14 protein-coding genes and 1 pseudogene are annotated in these 14,790 nt (G+C 44.2%); 3 read left to right on the forward strand and 12 right to left on the reverse strand.

The features are described from left to right. Positions 1-55 precede the first annotated feature (55 nt). Positions 56-838 carry an HAD family hydrolase gene (locus bslm_RS14025; protein WP_004398978.1) on the forward strand — a complete coding sequence of 261 codons (783 nt, stop codon included), beginning with the start codon at positions 56-58 and terminating at the stop codon, positions 836-838. A gap of 40 nt (positions 839-878) precedes the next feature. Here the strand turns inward: bslm_RS14025 and thrS are convergent, their stop codons facing one another. The 9 genes from thrS to bslm_RS14070 form a co-directional block, all read right to left on the reverse strand. Beyond that, positions 879-2,810 (reverse strand): threonine--tRNA ligase, encoded by a 1,932-nt coding sequence (thrS, locus tag bslm_RS14030; protein WP_003229473.1) that lies wholly within the window; start codon positions 2,808-2,810, stop codon positions 879-881. A 397-nt stretch (positions 2,811-3,207) separates the two neighbouring features. Then, positions 3,208-4,053: a putative sporulation protein YtxC gene (ytxC, locus tag bslm_RS14035; protein ID WP_003229471.1), complete on the reverse strand. Its 846-nt coding sequence runs from the start codon at positions 4,051-4,053 to the stop codon at positions 3,208-3,210. 78 nt (positions 4,054-4,131) lie between these two features. Then, on the reverse strand, positions 4,132-4,773 hold the full coding sequence (locus bslm_RS14040; RefSeq protein ID WP_003229468.1) for a TVP38/TMEM64 family protein: 642 nt from the start codon (positions 4,771-4,773) through the stop codon (positions 4,132-4,134). Between the two features lie 33 nt (positions 4,774-4,806). Then, on the reverse strand, positions 4,807-5,742 hold the full coding sequence (gene dnaI / locus bslm_RS14045) for a primosomal protein DnaI (protein WP_003229466.1): 936 nt from the start codon (positions 5,740-5,742) through the stop codon (positions 4,807-4,809). A 27-nt stretch (positions 5,743-5,769) separates the two neighbouring features. Further along, positions 5,770-7,188 (reverse strand): replicative helicase loading/DNA remodeling protein DnaB, encoded by a 1,419-nt coding sequence (dnaB, locus tag bslm_RS14050; RefSeq protein WP_003229464.1) that lies wholly within the window; start codon positions 7,186-7,188, stop codon positions 5,770-5,772. Positions 7,189-7,302: 114 nt separating this feature from the next. Next, complete coding sequence (gene nrdR / locus bslm_RS14055; RefSeq protein WP_003223586.1) at positions 7,303-7,761, reverse strand: transcriptional regulator NrdR; 459 nt, start codon at positions 7,759-7,761, stop codon at positions 7,303-7,305. 273 nt (positions 7,762-8,034) lie between these two features. After that, the gene (gene speD / locus bslm_RS14060) at positions 8,035-8,415 is read right to left on the reverse strand and encodes an adenosylmethionine decarboxylase (RefSeq protein WP_003223584.1); all 381 of its coding nucleotides are present in this window, start codon (positions 8,413-8,415) and stop codon (positions 8,035-8,037) included. A 238-nt stretch (positions 8,416-8,653) separates the two neighbouring features. Further along, positions 8,654-9,676, reverse strand: coding sequence for a glyceraldehyde-3-phosphate dehydrogenase (locus tag bslm_RS14065; RefSeq protein WP_003229459.1), 1,023 nt, complete (start codon positions 9,674-9,676; stop codon positions 8,654-8,656). Positions 9,677-9,881: 205 nt separating this feature from the next. Continuing rightward, the gene (locus tag bslm_RS14070; RefSeq protein WP_003229458.1) at positions 9,882-10,262 is read right to left on the reverse strand and encodes a winged helix-turn-helix transcriptional regulator; all 381 of its coding nucleotides are present in this window, start codon (positions 10,260-10,262) and stop codon (positions 9,882-9,884) included. Positions 10,263-10,445: 183 nt separating this feature from the next. Here bslm_RS14070 and bslm_RS14075 point away from each other — a divergent pair, with 183 nt between their 5' ends. Both bslm_RS14075 and ytbE read left to right on the forward strand, forming a co-directional pair. Further along, positions 10,446-11,636 (forward strand): MFS transporter, encoded by a 1,191-nt coding sequence (locus bslm_RS14075; protein WP_003229456.1) that lies wholly within the window; start codon positions 10,446-10,448, stop codon positions 11,634-11,636. Positions 11,637-11,659: 23 nt separating this feature from the next. Continuing rightward, positions 11,660-12,502 (forward strand): aldo/keto reductase YtbE, encoded by an 843-nt coding sequence (gene ytbE, locus bslm_RS14080; RefSeq protein WP_003229455.1) that lies wholly within the window; start codon positions 11,660-11,662, stop codon positions 12,500-12,502. 41 nt (positions 12,503-12,543) lie between these two features. On the opposite strand, the gene coaE is transcribed toward ytbE, so the two are convergent. From coaE to mutM, 3 genes and pseudogenes are all read right to left on the reverse strand, one after another. Next, a complete protein-coding gene (coaE, locus tag bslm_RS14085) occupies positions 12,544-13,137 on the reverse strand; it encodes a dephospho-CoA kinase (RefSeq protein WP_004398928.1) in 594 nt (197 codons plus the stop codon). A 15-nt stretch (positions 13,138-13,152) separates the two neighbouring features. Then, positions 13,153-13,803, reverse strand: a pseudogene (gene ytaF, locus bslm_RS14090) (sporulation membrane protein YtaF); the annotation flags it as partial. 147 nt (positions 13,804-13,950) lie between these two features. Then, positions 13,951-14,781: a DNA-formamidopyrimidine glycosylase gene (gene mutM / locus bslm_RS14095; protein WP_003246122.1), complete on the reverse strand. Its 831-nt coding sequence runs from the start codon at positions 14,779-14,781 to the stop codon at positions 13,951-13,953. Between the last annotated feature and the right edge of the window lie 9 nt (positions 14,782-14,790).

Below are 14,790 nucleotides of genomic sequence, written 5' to 3' on the forward strand. Positions count from 1 at the left end.
ATAAAACATGAGCCTTTTGGCAGAAAGATTTGAATCTGAAGCAGAGGAGAAGATCATGAAAGCCGTATTTTTTGATTTAGATGATACACTACTTTGGGACGAAAAAAGCGTCAGAACAACATTTGCAGAAACTTGCTTACAGGCGGAGAAAAAATATGGCCTTGCCCCTGAGGAATTCGAAGCAGCTGTTCGCGAAGCGGCGAGAGAATTGTACATGTCATATGAGACGTATCCATATACAGTGATGATCGGCATTAACCCGTTTGAAGGACTGTGGTCCAATTTCTCAGAGCCAATCAGTGAAGGCTTTCAAAAGCTGAACAAGATTGTGCCGGAGTACAGAAGAAATGCATGGACCAACGGACTGAAAGCGCTTGGGATCGATGATCCTGCATATGGCGAATACTTGGGAGAGTTTTTTGCGGCAGAGCGCAGAAAGCGCCCGTTTGTATATGATGAAACTTTTGCTGTACTCGATCAATTAAAAGGCAAGTATGAATTATTGCTTTTGACAAATGGCGATCCTAGTCTGCAAAAGGAGAAGCTTGCCGGCGTGCCTGAGCTCGCTCCTTACTTCAATGAAATCGTCATCTCGGGCGCATTCGGCAAGGGCAAGCCGGATGTTTCAATTTTTGAACACTGCCTTAAGCTGATGAATATTGAAAAAGACGATGCCATCATGGTCGGCGATAATTTGAATACTGATATTTTAGGCGCTTCAAGAGCCGGAATCAAAACCGTTTGGATCAACCGGACTGATAAGAAAAACGAAACTGACGTAAAGCCTGATTACATCATCAGCAGCCTTCATGATTTGTTTCCTATATTAGAGAAATAAAAAAAGCATGATCTCTTCAATGAGATCATGCTTTTTTATTTTATTTTTTCGCTTCAGCTACTGCCTTTTTCACAAACTCATCAAGTGAAATGGTTTCAGAGTTCTGTTCTCCGTATTTACGCACGTTTACCGCTCCGTTTTCTGCTTCTTGGTCACCGACCACCAGCATGTACGGGATTTTTTGCATTTGCGCTTCACGGATTTTGTAGCCGATTTTTTCATCGCGGCTGTCGACTTCAACACGCAGGCCTTCACATTGCAGGCGTTCCTGCACTTTTTTCGCGTAGTCTAAATGCACAGCCGGAGAAACCGGGATGACTTGGAACTGAACCGGTGCAAGCCATGTCGGCAGCGCGCCTTTGTGTTCTTCGATTAAGAAAGCAACAAAGCGTTCCATTGTTGAAACGACACCTCTGTGAATGACAACCGGACGGTGCTGCTTGCCGTCCTCACCGATGTATGTCAGGTCGAAACGTTCCGGCAATAAGAAATCAAGCTGAACCGTAGACAGTGTTTCTTCTTTTCCGATCGCAGTTTTCACCTGAACATCAAGTTTAGGTCCGTAGAATGCCGCTTCACCTTCTGCTTCGTAATAGTCGTGGCCGATTTCGTCCATTGCCTCTTTCAGCATGGATTGCGCTTTGTTCCACATTTCATCGTCATCAAAATATTTCTCTGTATCTTCCGGATCGCGGTAAGACAGACGGAATGTGTAATCACTTAAACCGAAGTCTTCATAAACATCCTGGATTAAACGGACTGTACGGATAAACTCATCCTTAATTTGATCCGGGCGCACAAAGATGTGTGCATCATTTAACGTCATTCCGCGTACCCGTTGAAGTCCTGACAGCGCACCTGACATTTCATAGCGGTGCATCGTTCCAAGCTCTGCAATACGAATCGGAAGCTCGCGGTAACTGTGAATGTCTTGTTTGTAAATCATCATATGGTGCGGACAGTTCATCGGACGCAATACAAGTGTTTCATTGTCCATTTCCATCGGAGGGAACATGCCTTCCTGATAATGATCCCAGTGTCCTGATGTTTCATACAGCTCTTTGCTGCCTAGCACAGGTGTGTATACGTGCTCATAGCCGAGGCTGATTTCTTTATCGACAATGTAGCGCTCGATGACGCGGCGGATTGTTGCGCCTTTTGGCAGCCAAAGCGGCAGGCCTTGTCCGACTTTTTGAGAGTTCGCGAACAGCTTTAATTCTTTGCCAAGCTTTCTGTGGTCGCGTTCTTTCGCTTCTTCTAGCATACGAAGATGCTCTTCAAGATCAGCTTTTTTGAAGAAAGCTGTACCATATACGCGCTGAAGCATTTGGTTTTTGCTGTCACCGCGCCAGTATGCGCCTGCAAGGCTTAACAGCTTAAATTCTTTGATTTTTCCGGTTGAAGGAACATGGACGCCGCGGCACAGGTCAAAGAATTCGCCTTGCTCATAGATCGAAACGGTTTCTCCTTCAGGAATCGCATCCAATAGTTCAAGCTTCAGGTCGTCGCCGATTTCCGCAAAACGGGCTTTCGCTTCTTCACGGCTGACTTCTTTTCGAACGATCGGAAGGTTCGCATTAACGATTTTTTTCATTTCTTTCTCGATTTTCGGCAGATCCTCCGGTGTAATCGCTTCGTCCATTTCTACATCGTAGTAAAAACCGTTTTCGATAACCGGACCGACGCCGAATTTAACATCCTTGTAGATGCGTTTAATCGCTTGAGCCAGCAAGTGAGCCGCACTGTGGCGCATAATTTGAAGACCTTCTTCTGAGCCTTCTGTAATGATTTCCACTGTACCGTCTTCATTGATCGGCGTTCTCAAATCGATTTCTTTTCCGTTCAGTTTTCCGGCTAATGACTTTTTCTTTAATCCCGGACTGATGGATGCCGCGATATCTTCTGTTGTTGTTCCTTTCGCAAACTCCTTGACTGCTCCATCAGGAAATGTGATTTTTACCATATCTGACATCTTTGTCACTCCTTTTTTTGCATATAAAAACCCCGCCCCCTATGAAAGGGACGAGGTTGAATAAACGGAATCGTGGTTCCACCCTTTTTTCCGCAAAGCCAATACACGGCACCTGCGGCTCTAAGCTCTGTAACGGGAGTTCCCGTCAGCCATTACTGTTCCTTTTCAAGAGGTTCACAGCTGAAGTTCAAAGGCGGTAAAGCGAATGGTCCTTAGCTGGGAAGCTTGCAGCCAGGGCTTCCCTCTCTTTGAGCCGGTATCATTCCTTCGTGTCCTTATCAATACGTGTGTCTTTCTTAATCTCCTATGTATTATAAATTGTTCAATCCAAAAAATCAACACGATCGCGTTTCCTTTTTTTTAAACCGACAGCCTTAAATAGACAGGCTGCCGGCCCTCATCCTTCCGAGTGCTTCACCGGTATTTCTGCATCTGTAAAAGCATGCAGCGGGAGCATTTCCACTCTCTCTTGAAATACGTTTTGAATGGTCCTTGCCATCATGTGCTCGGGCTGGTCGGTATAAAGCACGACTTCATCAGGCGCAATGGAAATCAGCGGCGCGAGCAAATGAGAATCAATATACATAGGATGATCCCGGACAAATCTTCTGTCTATGTATTTCATTTTTTCCCGTTCCGGCACATAGCGCAGCTCCCATAATGTAAAGGAACCATCATGGACAATATGCACTTTTTTGATTCGCGGCTGTTTGGCGTCCACATAGTCTCTGAGTGTTTGAATAAAGTTTTGATATTCCTGTTCCATCTTATATTCATCAATCGCTGCTTCTGTAATATCTCTCAGCTGCTTATAGTATGATCCAAGTCGGAAGGTCTGAAAGGAGCGAATGTAAAATACTCCTTCCTCTAAACAGATCGTTTGGAGTTCATCCAAAATTGATTGTTTCCGTGAAAGCTTCAGCGGCTCAAACGGAAGATCGTCTGCTTCACCTTCAATAATACTGTGTGCGAGCTGAAGGATTTGCTGCTGTTCATCCTGGTCCGTGAAACAATACGTTTCCTCAATCAATGACAGCATATGCTCGTCTTCTTTGCATTCCAAAAAAAATTTGACCAGAATCGGCTCCATAAAACGCTGAATAGGAAAAGCCGGATTCGCTTTTTCAATCCCGATTTTTCGTATACCTTCACGGACAATGATATTGTTCCGATCGTCCGAATGCTGAATGAGATGTAAAAAAGCGGCTGCATCATGGTCATCTTCAAAGATTATTTCAAGCATGTTTGTCCCCCCTTACGGCATCTGTTACAAGTATATGGGGGATGTTTTTAAAATAGACGTAAAGGTCATTGGCAAATCTTAATTTGATTCTTGGAACAAGTTTTGCATTTTCTTTCTGAAGATGAACGGCAATGAGATAAACACGATATACAAAGCGAGCACCATAAAGAAAGCGGGCAGATTGCCAGCCAAAAAGCTCGCACCCAGCACATTAAGCGCAATCGTCCCAGGGATGATTCCCACAGCCGTTGCGGCAAAATACGGCAGCGCTTTGACATTGGAAAGGCCTGCCGCATAGCTGACGAAATCAAAATTGATCGGCAGGATTCTCAAAAGAAAGATATAGAAAAATCCGTTATCCTCCATTTGCTTCTGTATGGCTTCAAGCCTTTCGTAATGCCCGTTCTTTTTCGCCGAAAACAAACCAGCCGCAAAAAACGAAACAGCTGAAGCGCACATCGAACCGAATAACGTATAAAGCGTGCCGAGAAGCGGGCCAAACGCAAGTCCGCCAGCTATTGAAATAACAGACACCGGAAATAAAACAAGTGGCCTGACGATGGATATCCCGATAAACATCAGAGGTGCAAAGACTCCGAACGACAATACCCATACCCTGATTTCTTTCGGCGATACATTCAAATACGTTTTATTTCCCCAATAGAGTAAACCAGCACCTGCAAGCACTGCCAGCCATTTGACAGCCGTTTTTCGTTTCATACCCTCAGTTCCTTCCCCTTTGAACCACAGCAATTATGGATGTCGGCGGTTTTCTCCGTCAAGGCGGATCGGAGCAGCCAAATATAATATCCGCTCCATTAATCTTGCAGCTTTTACTTCTTCTTTTTCTCCCCTCTGCGAATACGTAAAATGATGCTTCAGCTCGTCAGGTGAGAAATTAGAAGAAAAGAACGTTGGCAGCTGCTGGGACATTCTGTGCTGAAGCACCGTTCCGATGACCTCATCCCTTACCCAGCTTGTCATTGATTCTGCTCCGATGTCATCAAGCATTAATACGGGTGTGGTCTTTACCATATTGAGCTTCTCTTCCAATGTCTGGTCTTGCAGCGAATTCTTAAGCTCTCTCACAAATTCAGGCACATAAACAATCATGGAGGAATACTCTTTTTCCGCCAGCTCATTGGCAATTGCAGCGAGCATAAACGTTTTTCCTACCCCAAATTTCCCGTATAAATATAATCCTTTCCCTTTTCCCGTCTCATTATAGCTTTTCAGGAAGTCTGTAACATGCTGAAACATCGCGAGTCTGCTTGGGTCACTGATATCAACTTGCTGGAACGTCGCTCCAAGAAGATCCTGCTGGATATACATGCTTTTCATAAGAGACTGTTGTTTCTTCTGCTGGTCGAGCTTCCGTTTGACTGGACATTCGTAATACTCGATATCAATAGACCTCCCATTGACAACAAGCTTCGGATGGTAGCCCTCCAACAAATTGTTGCAGTTTTCATCTTCCGAACAATAGGAGCAATTCTTGCTTTGTTCGATATATTCATAAAGCTTATTTAAGCTCTTTTCGATCATTTTTTGGTCAATCACTTCTTCGTTTTCCTTCAAAAATGCTTGAACATCTTGATCTTTCATGACTTTTTCCTTCATTTGTTCAAGACGTTTTTGGAAATCCGGCCTGCCGGTTACGCCCTGCAGGGAACGGCCGATTGGTTCCATCTATTCCTTCACCCCGCATCTCTGTCTTTAATAGGCAGAGTATTTTTTCAGTTTTTGCATTTCTTCCATCATCTTTTTCTTCTGTTCTTCCAAATCCTGCGGATGCAGCTTCTGCTGTCCGGATTCTGAATCGGACGCTGTTTCCTTTTCTGTCATCCAATCAGGAAGCTTTTCTTCACGAATCACTTTTTGGTTTCGTTTCGAAGACTTTGTTTTTCCCTCAGCCCATTCAAGATACTGGCGGTTTTCTTCTATTGCGAGCTTCATCGCTTCCCTGACCGTTTTCACCTTTTTGCGTGCCCAATGCGAAGCGATTTTTTGGATATAGTTTTTCGACAGCTTCATGTCGGTTTTCAGCATGACATAATAAATTAACACATTTGTGACGCCTGGCTCGAGCTTCTGTTCGAACATAATTTCTTCTATGATCTTCAGATCAGCTTTTGACGGCTCTGTTCCGTCAGCAATGTCCTGCAGAAGCTTCTTCGGGGAAATCGCCTCCAGCAATGCAATCAGCTTCCCATCCAGAGAATCCTCTTCTGCCGGTTGTTCGCCTTCACGCAGATGCACCGGCTGTGTTTTTTCCACCAAATCGGGCAGCTGTCCGTTTCTTTCAATTTGATACCAGTCGCTCGCCGCTTTTCTTAATGCCTCCGTCGTAATGACGTCACGCTCATCAATTGCGCTCATCACAACATTTTGCATTTGCAAAGGGTCAATTCCGTACAGATAAGAAAGCTTTTTGATTGTGTCCCGCACCTGCTGGGTCATCGCTTTTCTCGGTATCATCGTCTCAGAAAGTCCCGCTAAAAACAAATCAAAATCAAACACATCCTCCGTTATGGTGTAGGACGGAGACTGTCCGACAGAAGTATACTCGGACCCCTCGGCAAGCCTTACCGTTTCCTCCATATCGGATGTGAGCTTCCATTCACTCGGCTGCAGCGATTCAAACGCATGATTAAACGGACGCGTAATGTCCTTCGCATCTTCTGAAATGGCCGGGTGCGTAAAAAATTGTTTTAATTGCTGATATTTCGTTTTTCCGACCCTATTATACAGAAAAACATTCAGCATTCCGTCTTCAAAAAATTCATTTGGTCTGAGCGGCGGAAGGAGTTCATATATAAAGAGGCGCTCCTGCCGCTCGGATTCTTTCATATATACTTTCAGCAATCCGATGCCCTCGAGCTTCCCCTGTTCCTGATGGATCGTTTTTAAGTTGGACTGTGTCATCCCCATCAGCTGTCTATGTGTGGACTCTCCGCCCCACAGACGGTTTTGTTCAAGCTCTCCCCACAATGTCATATAAAGAGAGAATGCAACAGGGCCGATTAAGGGCTGGTACAGTTGTGTAATAATTTGTCTGTCAATATCCTGCAGCATCGATCTGCTTTTAACCACATACGGGTCTACAGGCAGTACATCTTTCCAATAGTCAGCCATACATTCTCAAACCTTCCGAATTTGTTTCTACCTTTCATTTTACACCGTTTCTTATATCTATCAAATGCCAATTTTGCACATGAGAAAAGAGCTAGAAGAATCCTCTTAGCTCTTTTAACGCTCTTTCTTTATTAAGTCTTTTAATTCATCGATAAAGACGTTTATATCTTTAAACTGCCGATAGACGGACGCGAACCGCACATATGCGACTTCGTCAATCTTAGCCAGCCGGTCCATGACCATTTCTCCGACGAGCTCACTCTTCACCTCGGAGCAGCCTTGATTGCGAAGTTCTTTTTCAATATCAAAGCACATGTCTTCAAGCGTTTTGAGTGAAACAGGCCTTTTTTCACATGCTTTTATGAGGCCGCGCAGCATTTTTTCTCTGCTGAATTCCTCACGCACACCTTCTTTTTTCACAACGATGAGCGGGGTTTCCTCCACTTTCTCAAAGGTCGTAAACCGGTAGTGGCAGGATTCGCACTCGCGTCTTCGGCGAATCGACTTTCCGTCATCCACAGGCCGTGAATCAAGGACTCGTGTTCCGTTATGCTGGCATGAAGGACATTTCAATAAAATCAGCTCCCAACTATATCGTTCCCTGCAATGTATTTTCGGCAGCCTCCGCCTTTTAAAAATAGATGTGACAGCATCTGTCGGGAGAGCCGTTGTTAAATTTGTTTCTATAGCATTAGGTGGTTTGTGAAAATCTCCTTCTTATTTTACAAAAAAAATGAAAAAAGAAAAAGCTGACACTCTCGTTTCTTTATAAAAATAAAAGGAGCATAAGCTAAAAAGCGCATAATGGCTTTCTAGCTTCAGCTCCCTTTGTGTTCGCAATTTACTTTATAGTACTTTCGCTTGCGCCTGTTTAATTTGCACAGGCCCCATTCCTCTTGGTATTTCAATGTTTTCTCTTGTATCAGCATGTAATGCCTCTGCAATGTAATCAGCAGCGACATTAGGATCTAAGTCTCCACAAGTATAAACATCAATGCTCGCATATCCGTGCTCAGGAAAACTGTGAATCGTTAAGTGTGATTCAGAAATAATCACAACTCCGCTTACGCCTTGCGGTGCAAATTTGTGAAATGCAACCTCGCGCACCTCAGCACCTGATTTTAGAGCAGCATTTACAAACGTTTTTTCAATAAAATCCATGTCATTCAGCTTATCAAAATCGCATCCCCATAGCTCGGAGATAACGTGACGCCCCATTGTTTCCATAGTCATGGACCCCCCTTAACAAGAATTAAAAAGTGAAATTCCAACAACTGGGTCGGCCATTTACCACGGGGGAAAGTTAGTCCGGAGAGGTCCTAACCCTTTAAGTAATTCCGAAACAGTCTCAAGCAAGAAGTTCACGAAAAATAGTATACTGTGTTTAAGTCTAATTTGCAAGGTGCGTTTTTTCAGAAATATGCTGTTAAGGGTTTTTTCTTTAAAATGTGTCCATGACCTTATTTTATACAGCAGACGGATGTTTCATTCGTGCCGCTACATGGCGGATTAGATCAACAACTCTGCAGGAGTAGCCCCATTCGTTGTCATACCACGCCAGCACCTTTACTTTCCTGTCTTCCATTACCATTGTTGTAAGCCCGTCAATGACCGCTGAATGCGGATTCGTATTATAATCAGTCGAAACGAGCGGTTCATCTGAGTAATCAAGTACACCGTACATCGACGTTTTGGCAGCGCGTTTAAATGCCTCGTTTACTTCTTCAGCCGTAACATCCGTTTTCAGATCAACAACGAGATCAACCAATGAGACGTTCGGAACAGGGACACGCAAGGCGAGGCCGTGAAGTTTTCCTTTCAGATGCGGCAGCACAAGCGAAAGCGCCTTTGCCGCTCCTGTTGTTGTTGGAATGATGGATTCACCGCAAGCCCGCGCCCGGCGCAAATCTTTGTGCGGGTTATCAATATTTTTTTGGTCATTCGTATACGCATGAACTGTAGTCATCAGACCGCTCTCAATGCCAAACTCTTCATCCAGCACTTTTACAACAGGCGCAAGGCAATTTGTCGTGCATGACGCATTTGAAATAATGACATGGCGCTCAGCGTCGAATTGGTCCTCATTTACGCCCATCACAATGGTAACGTCTTCATTTTTTCCCGGAGCGGTCAAAATCACTTTTTTTGCACCTGCTTCTATATGGCCCATCGCTTTATCTTTAGCATTAAACTTCCCTGTTGCTTCGACGACTATGTCAATATCATATTCCCGCCAAGGCAGCTGTTTTGGATCACGGCTGTTTAACAAAAGCACTTTCTTTCCATTTACGATCAGGCTATCTTCACCAGCCACAACCTCTTTGTCGTATCTGCCGTGAATTGTGTCATACTTTATTAAATGAGCCAGCGTTTCTGCGGAATAGCTGGCGTTAATGGCCACTACTTGAATTTGATCGTCTAACATCGCTTTTCTAAAAACCATTCTTCCGATTCTTCCAAACCCGTTGATCGCTACTTTTACCTTCATGTTGGACACCCCTTATCAATTATGCCATCCTAATTTGTTACTATCTAAAATTAGTATAACACATTAAAACAAATTCGCCAGTACATATTGATAAAAATCAACGATTATAACGCTAATTTATGATGCATCTTATGTTTTCTTGCACAGAATATCAGGCGTAAGAACCAAAAAGCAGCCAGCGCTCCGCACTGACTGCCCTCATGCTTTATGATTCCTGTTTTAACTTATCATTGAGCACACTTTCTTCTAGCACAGAAAATGTATCCCCGTACACTCTGTTAATATGATTCGCTCCCCAAGCACACAGCATATCTAAAATCCCTTCTAAGCTGCGGCCGTATTCGCTGAGCTCGTATTCCACTTTGGGAGGAACTTGATTATATACGATTCGGTTAATGACACCGTCCGCTTCCAGCTCGCGCAGCTGCTGAGTCAGCATTTTTTGCGTGATATTGGGCATTAGGCGTTTTAATTCACTTGTGCGTTTTTTTCCGTGCGTCAGATGGCATAAAATGACGCATTTCCATTTCCCACCGATCACTTCAAGAGTCGCTTCAACAGAAATGTTATATTTTTTCTTCTCCATACAATCCATTCTCCTCACAGGCACCAAAAAGTGACTATAGCACTTCAAAGTACGTACTTTTATTTCTTAACGATATGTTTCATAATCACATTTGCCGGCTGATTTGAATCTGCTCTTTTTTATTTATATAGCTTACTCGGCAGAATTTCAATCATACAACACATCTTACAAAGGAGGAACATCATGACTTCAGCCAATAAAAGCAATATTCCTGCACTACTGGCTTTGGCCGTAAGTGCATTCGCAATAGGGACAACTGAATTTATCAGTGTCGGCCTTTTGCCGCTCATTGCTGATGACCTGGATATTCCCGTCACGACAGCAGGATTGACCGTTTCCCTTTATGCGCTCGGCGTTACATTTGGGGCACCTATATTAACTTCATTGACCTCAAGCATGTCACGTAAGACACTATTGCTTTGGATCATGTTTATTTTTATTGCCGGTAATACGATGGCAGCAACCGCTTCAAGCATCGGGATTTTACTAGCAGCACGTGTGATATCGGCATTTTCGCACGGTGTGTTTATGTCGATCGGTTCGACAATCGCAGCGGATATTGTCCCGGAGGATAAAAGGGCTAGCGCGATTTCAATTATGTTTACTGGCCTCACTGTGGCAACTGTAACCGGAGTTCCTTTTGGGACATTTATCGGCCAGCAGTTCGGCTGGCGTTTCGCCTTTATGGTCATTATCGCCGTCGGAATCATTGCTTTCATTACAAATGGCATTCTTGTACCGTCCAAATTACGAAAAGGGACGAAAACAACGATGCGGGATCAATTGAAGCTTGTGACAAACAGCCGGTTATTGCTTTTATTTGTCATTACAGCGCTTGGATACGGAGGAACATTCGTTGTGTTCACGTATCTGTCTCCCCTGCTTCAGGAAGTAACAGGCTTCAAAGCCGGGACTGTTGCAGTGATTCTGCTCGGATACGGAATAGCTATTGCTATCGGCAATATGATTGGCGGAAAGCTGTCAAACCGAAATCCGATTGCCGCTTTATTCTATATGTTTATCGTACAAGCAATTGTTCTATTCGTACTGACATTTACAGCCCCGTATCAAGCAGCAGGGCTCATTACCATTCTCTGTATGGGATTGCTGGCCTTTATGAACGTGCCCGGCCTTCAGGTGTATGTCGTCATGCTGGCTGAGCGTTTTGTCCCGAGTGCAGTTGACGTCGCATCCGCGATGAATATCGCTGCCTTTAATGCAGGGATCGCGCTTGGGTCATACCTTGGCGGTGTGATCACCGATTCAATCGGATTGATTCATACCGCTTGGATAGGCGGATTAATGGTGGTCGGTGCAGTCATTTTAACAGGCTGGAGCCGCTTGATGGAAAAACGAGATCGGCAGGAAGCCTGACAATTTTAAAGGAGGAAATAAACATGACAACACATTTACAAGCAAAAGCAACACTTCATAATGGGGTAGAAATGCCTTGGTTCGGCCTCGGCGTGTTCCAAGTGGAAGAAGGATCTGAACTGGTAAACGCAGTTAAAACTGCCATTGTTCACGGGTACCGCAGTATTGATACTGCAGCAATCTATGGAAATGAAGCTGGAGTCGGAGAAGGGATTCGGGAAGGCATTGAAGAAGCAGGCATTTCAAGAGAGGATCTGTTTATCACATCGAAAGTATGGAATGCGGATTTAGGCTACGAAGAAACACTCGCCGCGTTTGAAACAAGTCTGTCCAAACTCGGTCTGGATTATTTGGATCTATACCTCATCCACTGGCCTGTAGAAGGAAAGTATAAAGAAGCTTGGAGAGCGCTTGAAACGCTGTATAAAGAAGGCCGTATCAAAGCGATTGGCGTAAGCAACTTCCAAATTCACCATCTTGAAGATCTGATGACGGCAGCTGAAATTAAGCCTATGATTAACCAAGTGGAATTTCACCCGCGCCTCACACAAAAAGAGTTGATAAGATACTGCCAAAATCAGGGCATCCAGATGGAGGCTTGGTCACCTTTAATGCAGGGACAGCTGCTGGATCACCCTGTATTGGCTGACATCGCTCAAACATATAATAAATCTGTCGCACAAATTATTTTGCGCTGGGATCTGCAGCATGGCATTATAACGATTCCTAAATCAACGAAGGAACACCGCATTAAAGAAAATGCAAGCGTATTTGACTTTGAATTAACGCAGGATGACATGAACCGAATCGATGCACTGAATGAAAACTTGCGCGTCGGTCCTGATCCGGACAACTTTGATTTTTAATGGCCAAAAAACACCGTTCAATATGAACGGTGTTTTTTGTATTATGCCCAGCTGTTCATGATTTCATCAAGCTGCCTTTTGGTCTCTTCAAGCGTGCCGCTGTTATCAATGACTTGATCTGCTCTTGCTGTTTTTTCCTCTAAGGGCATTTGAGAGCGGATACGGCTGACTGCTTCTTCTTCTGTCAGCTGATTGCGCTTCATCAGACGTTCCAGTTGAAGCTCTTTTGTCACACTGACCACAATAATTTTATCAACCAATGATTCCAATTTGCTTTCGAACAATAGCGGGATATCCAATACAACAAATGCCTCCCGATTTGCAACGGCTTCATCACGGCGATTGAGCATTTCCTGCCTGACTGCGGGATGAACAATTGCATTTAAAGCGAGACGTTTTTGTTCATTTGTAAATACCAGCGCTCCAAGCTTTTTTCTATCTATATCGCCATTTGAGAGCAGTATGTCTTCACCGAATTCGTCAATGATTTGCCGGTAGGCCGGCATCCCTTTTTCTACCGCTTGTTTTGCAATGATATCTGCATCTATAACTGTTATTCCTTTTTCAATCAGCATATTGGCTACCGTGCTTTTGCCGCTAGCTATTCCTCCCGTTAAACCAATGACTAAGGTCAAGAGATCCACTCCTTTTTACAATTTCCAGAGCCCAATCGTGATTAATAGAAGCCCCGGCAAAAACGCCATTTTATCGATCCATTTCCACTTAGACAGAAAATGGCCGGCATTGATTCCAATTGATACAAACAGCGAGCTCATGATTGCCACGGCGATGCTCATCACAATCGGCGAAAAACCGAGAATGGCTGCGCCTATACCTGCTCCAAAGGCATCAATCGATAAGGCAAATCCCAATAAGACCGCCTCAATTCCGTTGATCACACCCGATTTGTCGATATCCGCACTCATGGGTTTTCTCAAAATATGAATCACAATTCCTAATGACCGAACCTCTAGATTAAGCAGTGTTTTTTCATGCAATAGGTATTCTTTATCTTTTGCCGGTTTGAAAAATTGATACAGAACCCACGCACCGATTCCAACCAATATCAAACCGCCAAGCTTCTCCGTCACATATACAGGAAAAAACTTCGTGAGAAAGCTTCCGATCAGCATGGATATAAACATGACAGCACCGGAACAGCAGGCGATAACCAAAATCGCTTTAAACGGTATTTTCATTTTTCTCAATCCGTACGTAAATCCGACTGAAAAACTGTCCAAGCTGACAGCCAACGCCAGCAGCAGTATAGAAACCATTTGCATATCCGTTTCTTCCTTTCTGTTGGTGCTCTTGTATCAGATGTGAAATGCCCGGGATTCATCACAATCATATATATGGGAAAGTGAAAAATCCGTGTTTCGAAAATGGCATCCTTAATCCAGAGTTACTGATATATGCACCGACAGCTTGGACAATGAAGCATTATGCTACTTTTTTGTCTGGCACTTTGCGCAAAAATGCGTGCCTCTTCCTCCAACGACAATTTTCGAAATCATCGTTCCGCAATTTTTGCATGGCTCGTCTTTTTTTCCGTACACAAAATGCTGCAGCTGGAACATTCCGATTTCCCCTTGGGAGTTGATATATGAACGGACTGTGCTTCCGCCCGCATCAATCGCCTCCTGCAGAGTGTTTTTGATTTCAGCGTGAAGGGTTTTGATTGTTTTATCTGATAATTGATTTGCTTTTGTCTCGGGATGGACACCCGCTCTGAAAAGAGCCTCATCCACATAAATGTTCCCGAGTCCAACTACCGTTTTTTGATCCAGTAGGGCAGTTTTGACAGCGCGGTTTGTTTTCGCAAGCCGGTCTTTTAAATACGCACTTGTAAATTCTTCTGCATCCGGCTCCGGCCCTAACTGAGAAAGCGGGAGCTCGCCCGCTTCTTCTCCCGGTTTAAATAAGTGCATGGTTCCAAATTTCCGCACATCCCTGTACCGGAGCTGGGTTCCATCCGTCATCGTGAATATGACATGCACGTGTTTATCGTCAGGCTCCTCGGCTTGATGAAGACCGTATTTTCCTTCCATTCGAAGGTGAGAAACCATAACATAATGATCTAAATGAAACAGTAAAAACTTTCCCCGTCTTCCGATGGACTGTATCGTTTCTCCTGCTAGTTTTCGCGCAAATTCCTCCGGTTCGGCAGGCCGTTTGATGATATTCGGCCATCTGATCTCTACCGATTTGATTGTTTTTCCCTTTACAAGCCCGGTCAGAGTGCGCCGGACCGTCTCAACCTCTGGTAATTCCGGCACATCCATCAC

This window comes from Bacillus sp. LM 4-2 (genome assembly GCF_000978495.1).
Lineage (GTDB): Bacteria > Bacillota > Bacilli > Bacillales > Bacillaceae > Bacillus > Bacillus subtilis.

Coding starts and splice junctions, on each gene's coding strand:
- bslm_RS14025 (WP_004398978.1), top strand. CDS start 56: ATGAAAGCCGTATTTTTTGATTTAGATGATACACTACTTTGGGACGAA.
- thrS (WP_003229473.1), bottom strand. CDS start 2,810: ATGTCAGATATGGTAAAAATCACATTTCCTGATGGAGCAGTCAAGGAG.
- ytxC (WP_003229471.1), bottom strand. CDS start 4,053: ATGCTTGAAATAATCTTTGAAGATGACCATGATGCAGCCGCTTTTTTA.
- bslm_RS14040 (WP_003229468.1), bottom strand. CDS start 4,773: ATGAAACGAAAAACGGCTGTCAAATGGCTGGCAGTGCTTGCAGGTGCT.
- dnaI (WP_003229466.1), bottom strand. CDS start 5,742: ATGGAACCAATCGGCCGTTCCCTGCAGGGCGTAACCGGCAGGCCGGAT.
- dnaB (WP_003229464.1), bottom strand. CDS start 7,188: ATGGCTGACTATTGGAAAGATGTACTGCCTGTAGACCCGTATGTGGTT.
- speD (WP_003223584.1), bottom strand. CDS start 8,415: ATGGAAACAATGGGGCGTCACGTTATCTCCGAGCTATGGGGATGCGAT.
- bslm_RS14065 (WP_003229459.1), bottom strand. CDS start 9,676: ATGAAGGTAAAAGTAGCGATCAACGGGTTTGGAAGAATCGGAAGAATG.
- bslm_RS14070 (WP_003229458.1), bottom strand. CDS start 10,262: ATGGAGAAGAAAAAATATAACATTTCTGTTGAAGCGACTCTTGAAGTG.
- bslm_RS14075 (WP_003229456.1), top strand. CDS start 10,446: ATGACTTCAGCCAATAAAAGCAATATTCCTGCACTACTGGCTTTGGCC.
- ytbE (WP_003229455.1), top strand. CDS start 11,660: ATGACAACACATTTACAAGCAAAAGCAACACTTCATAATGGGGTAGAA.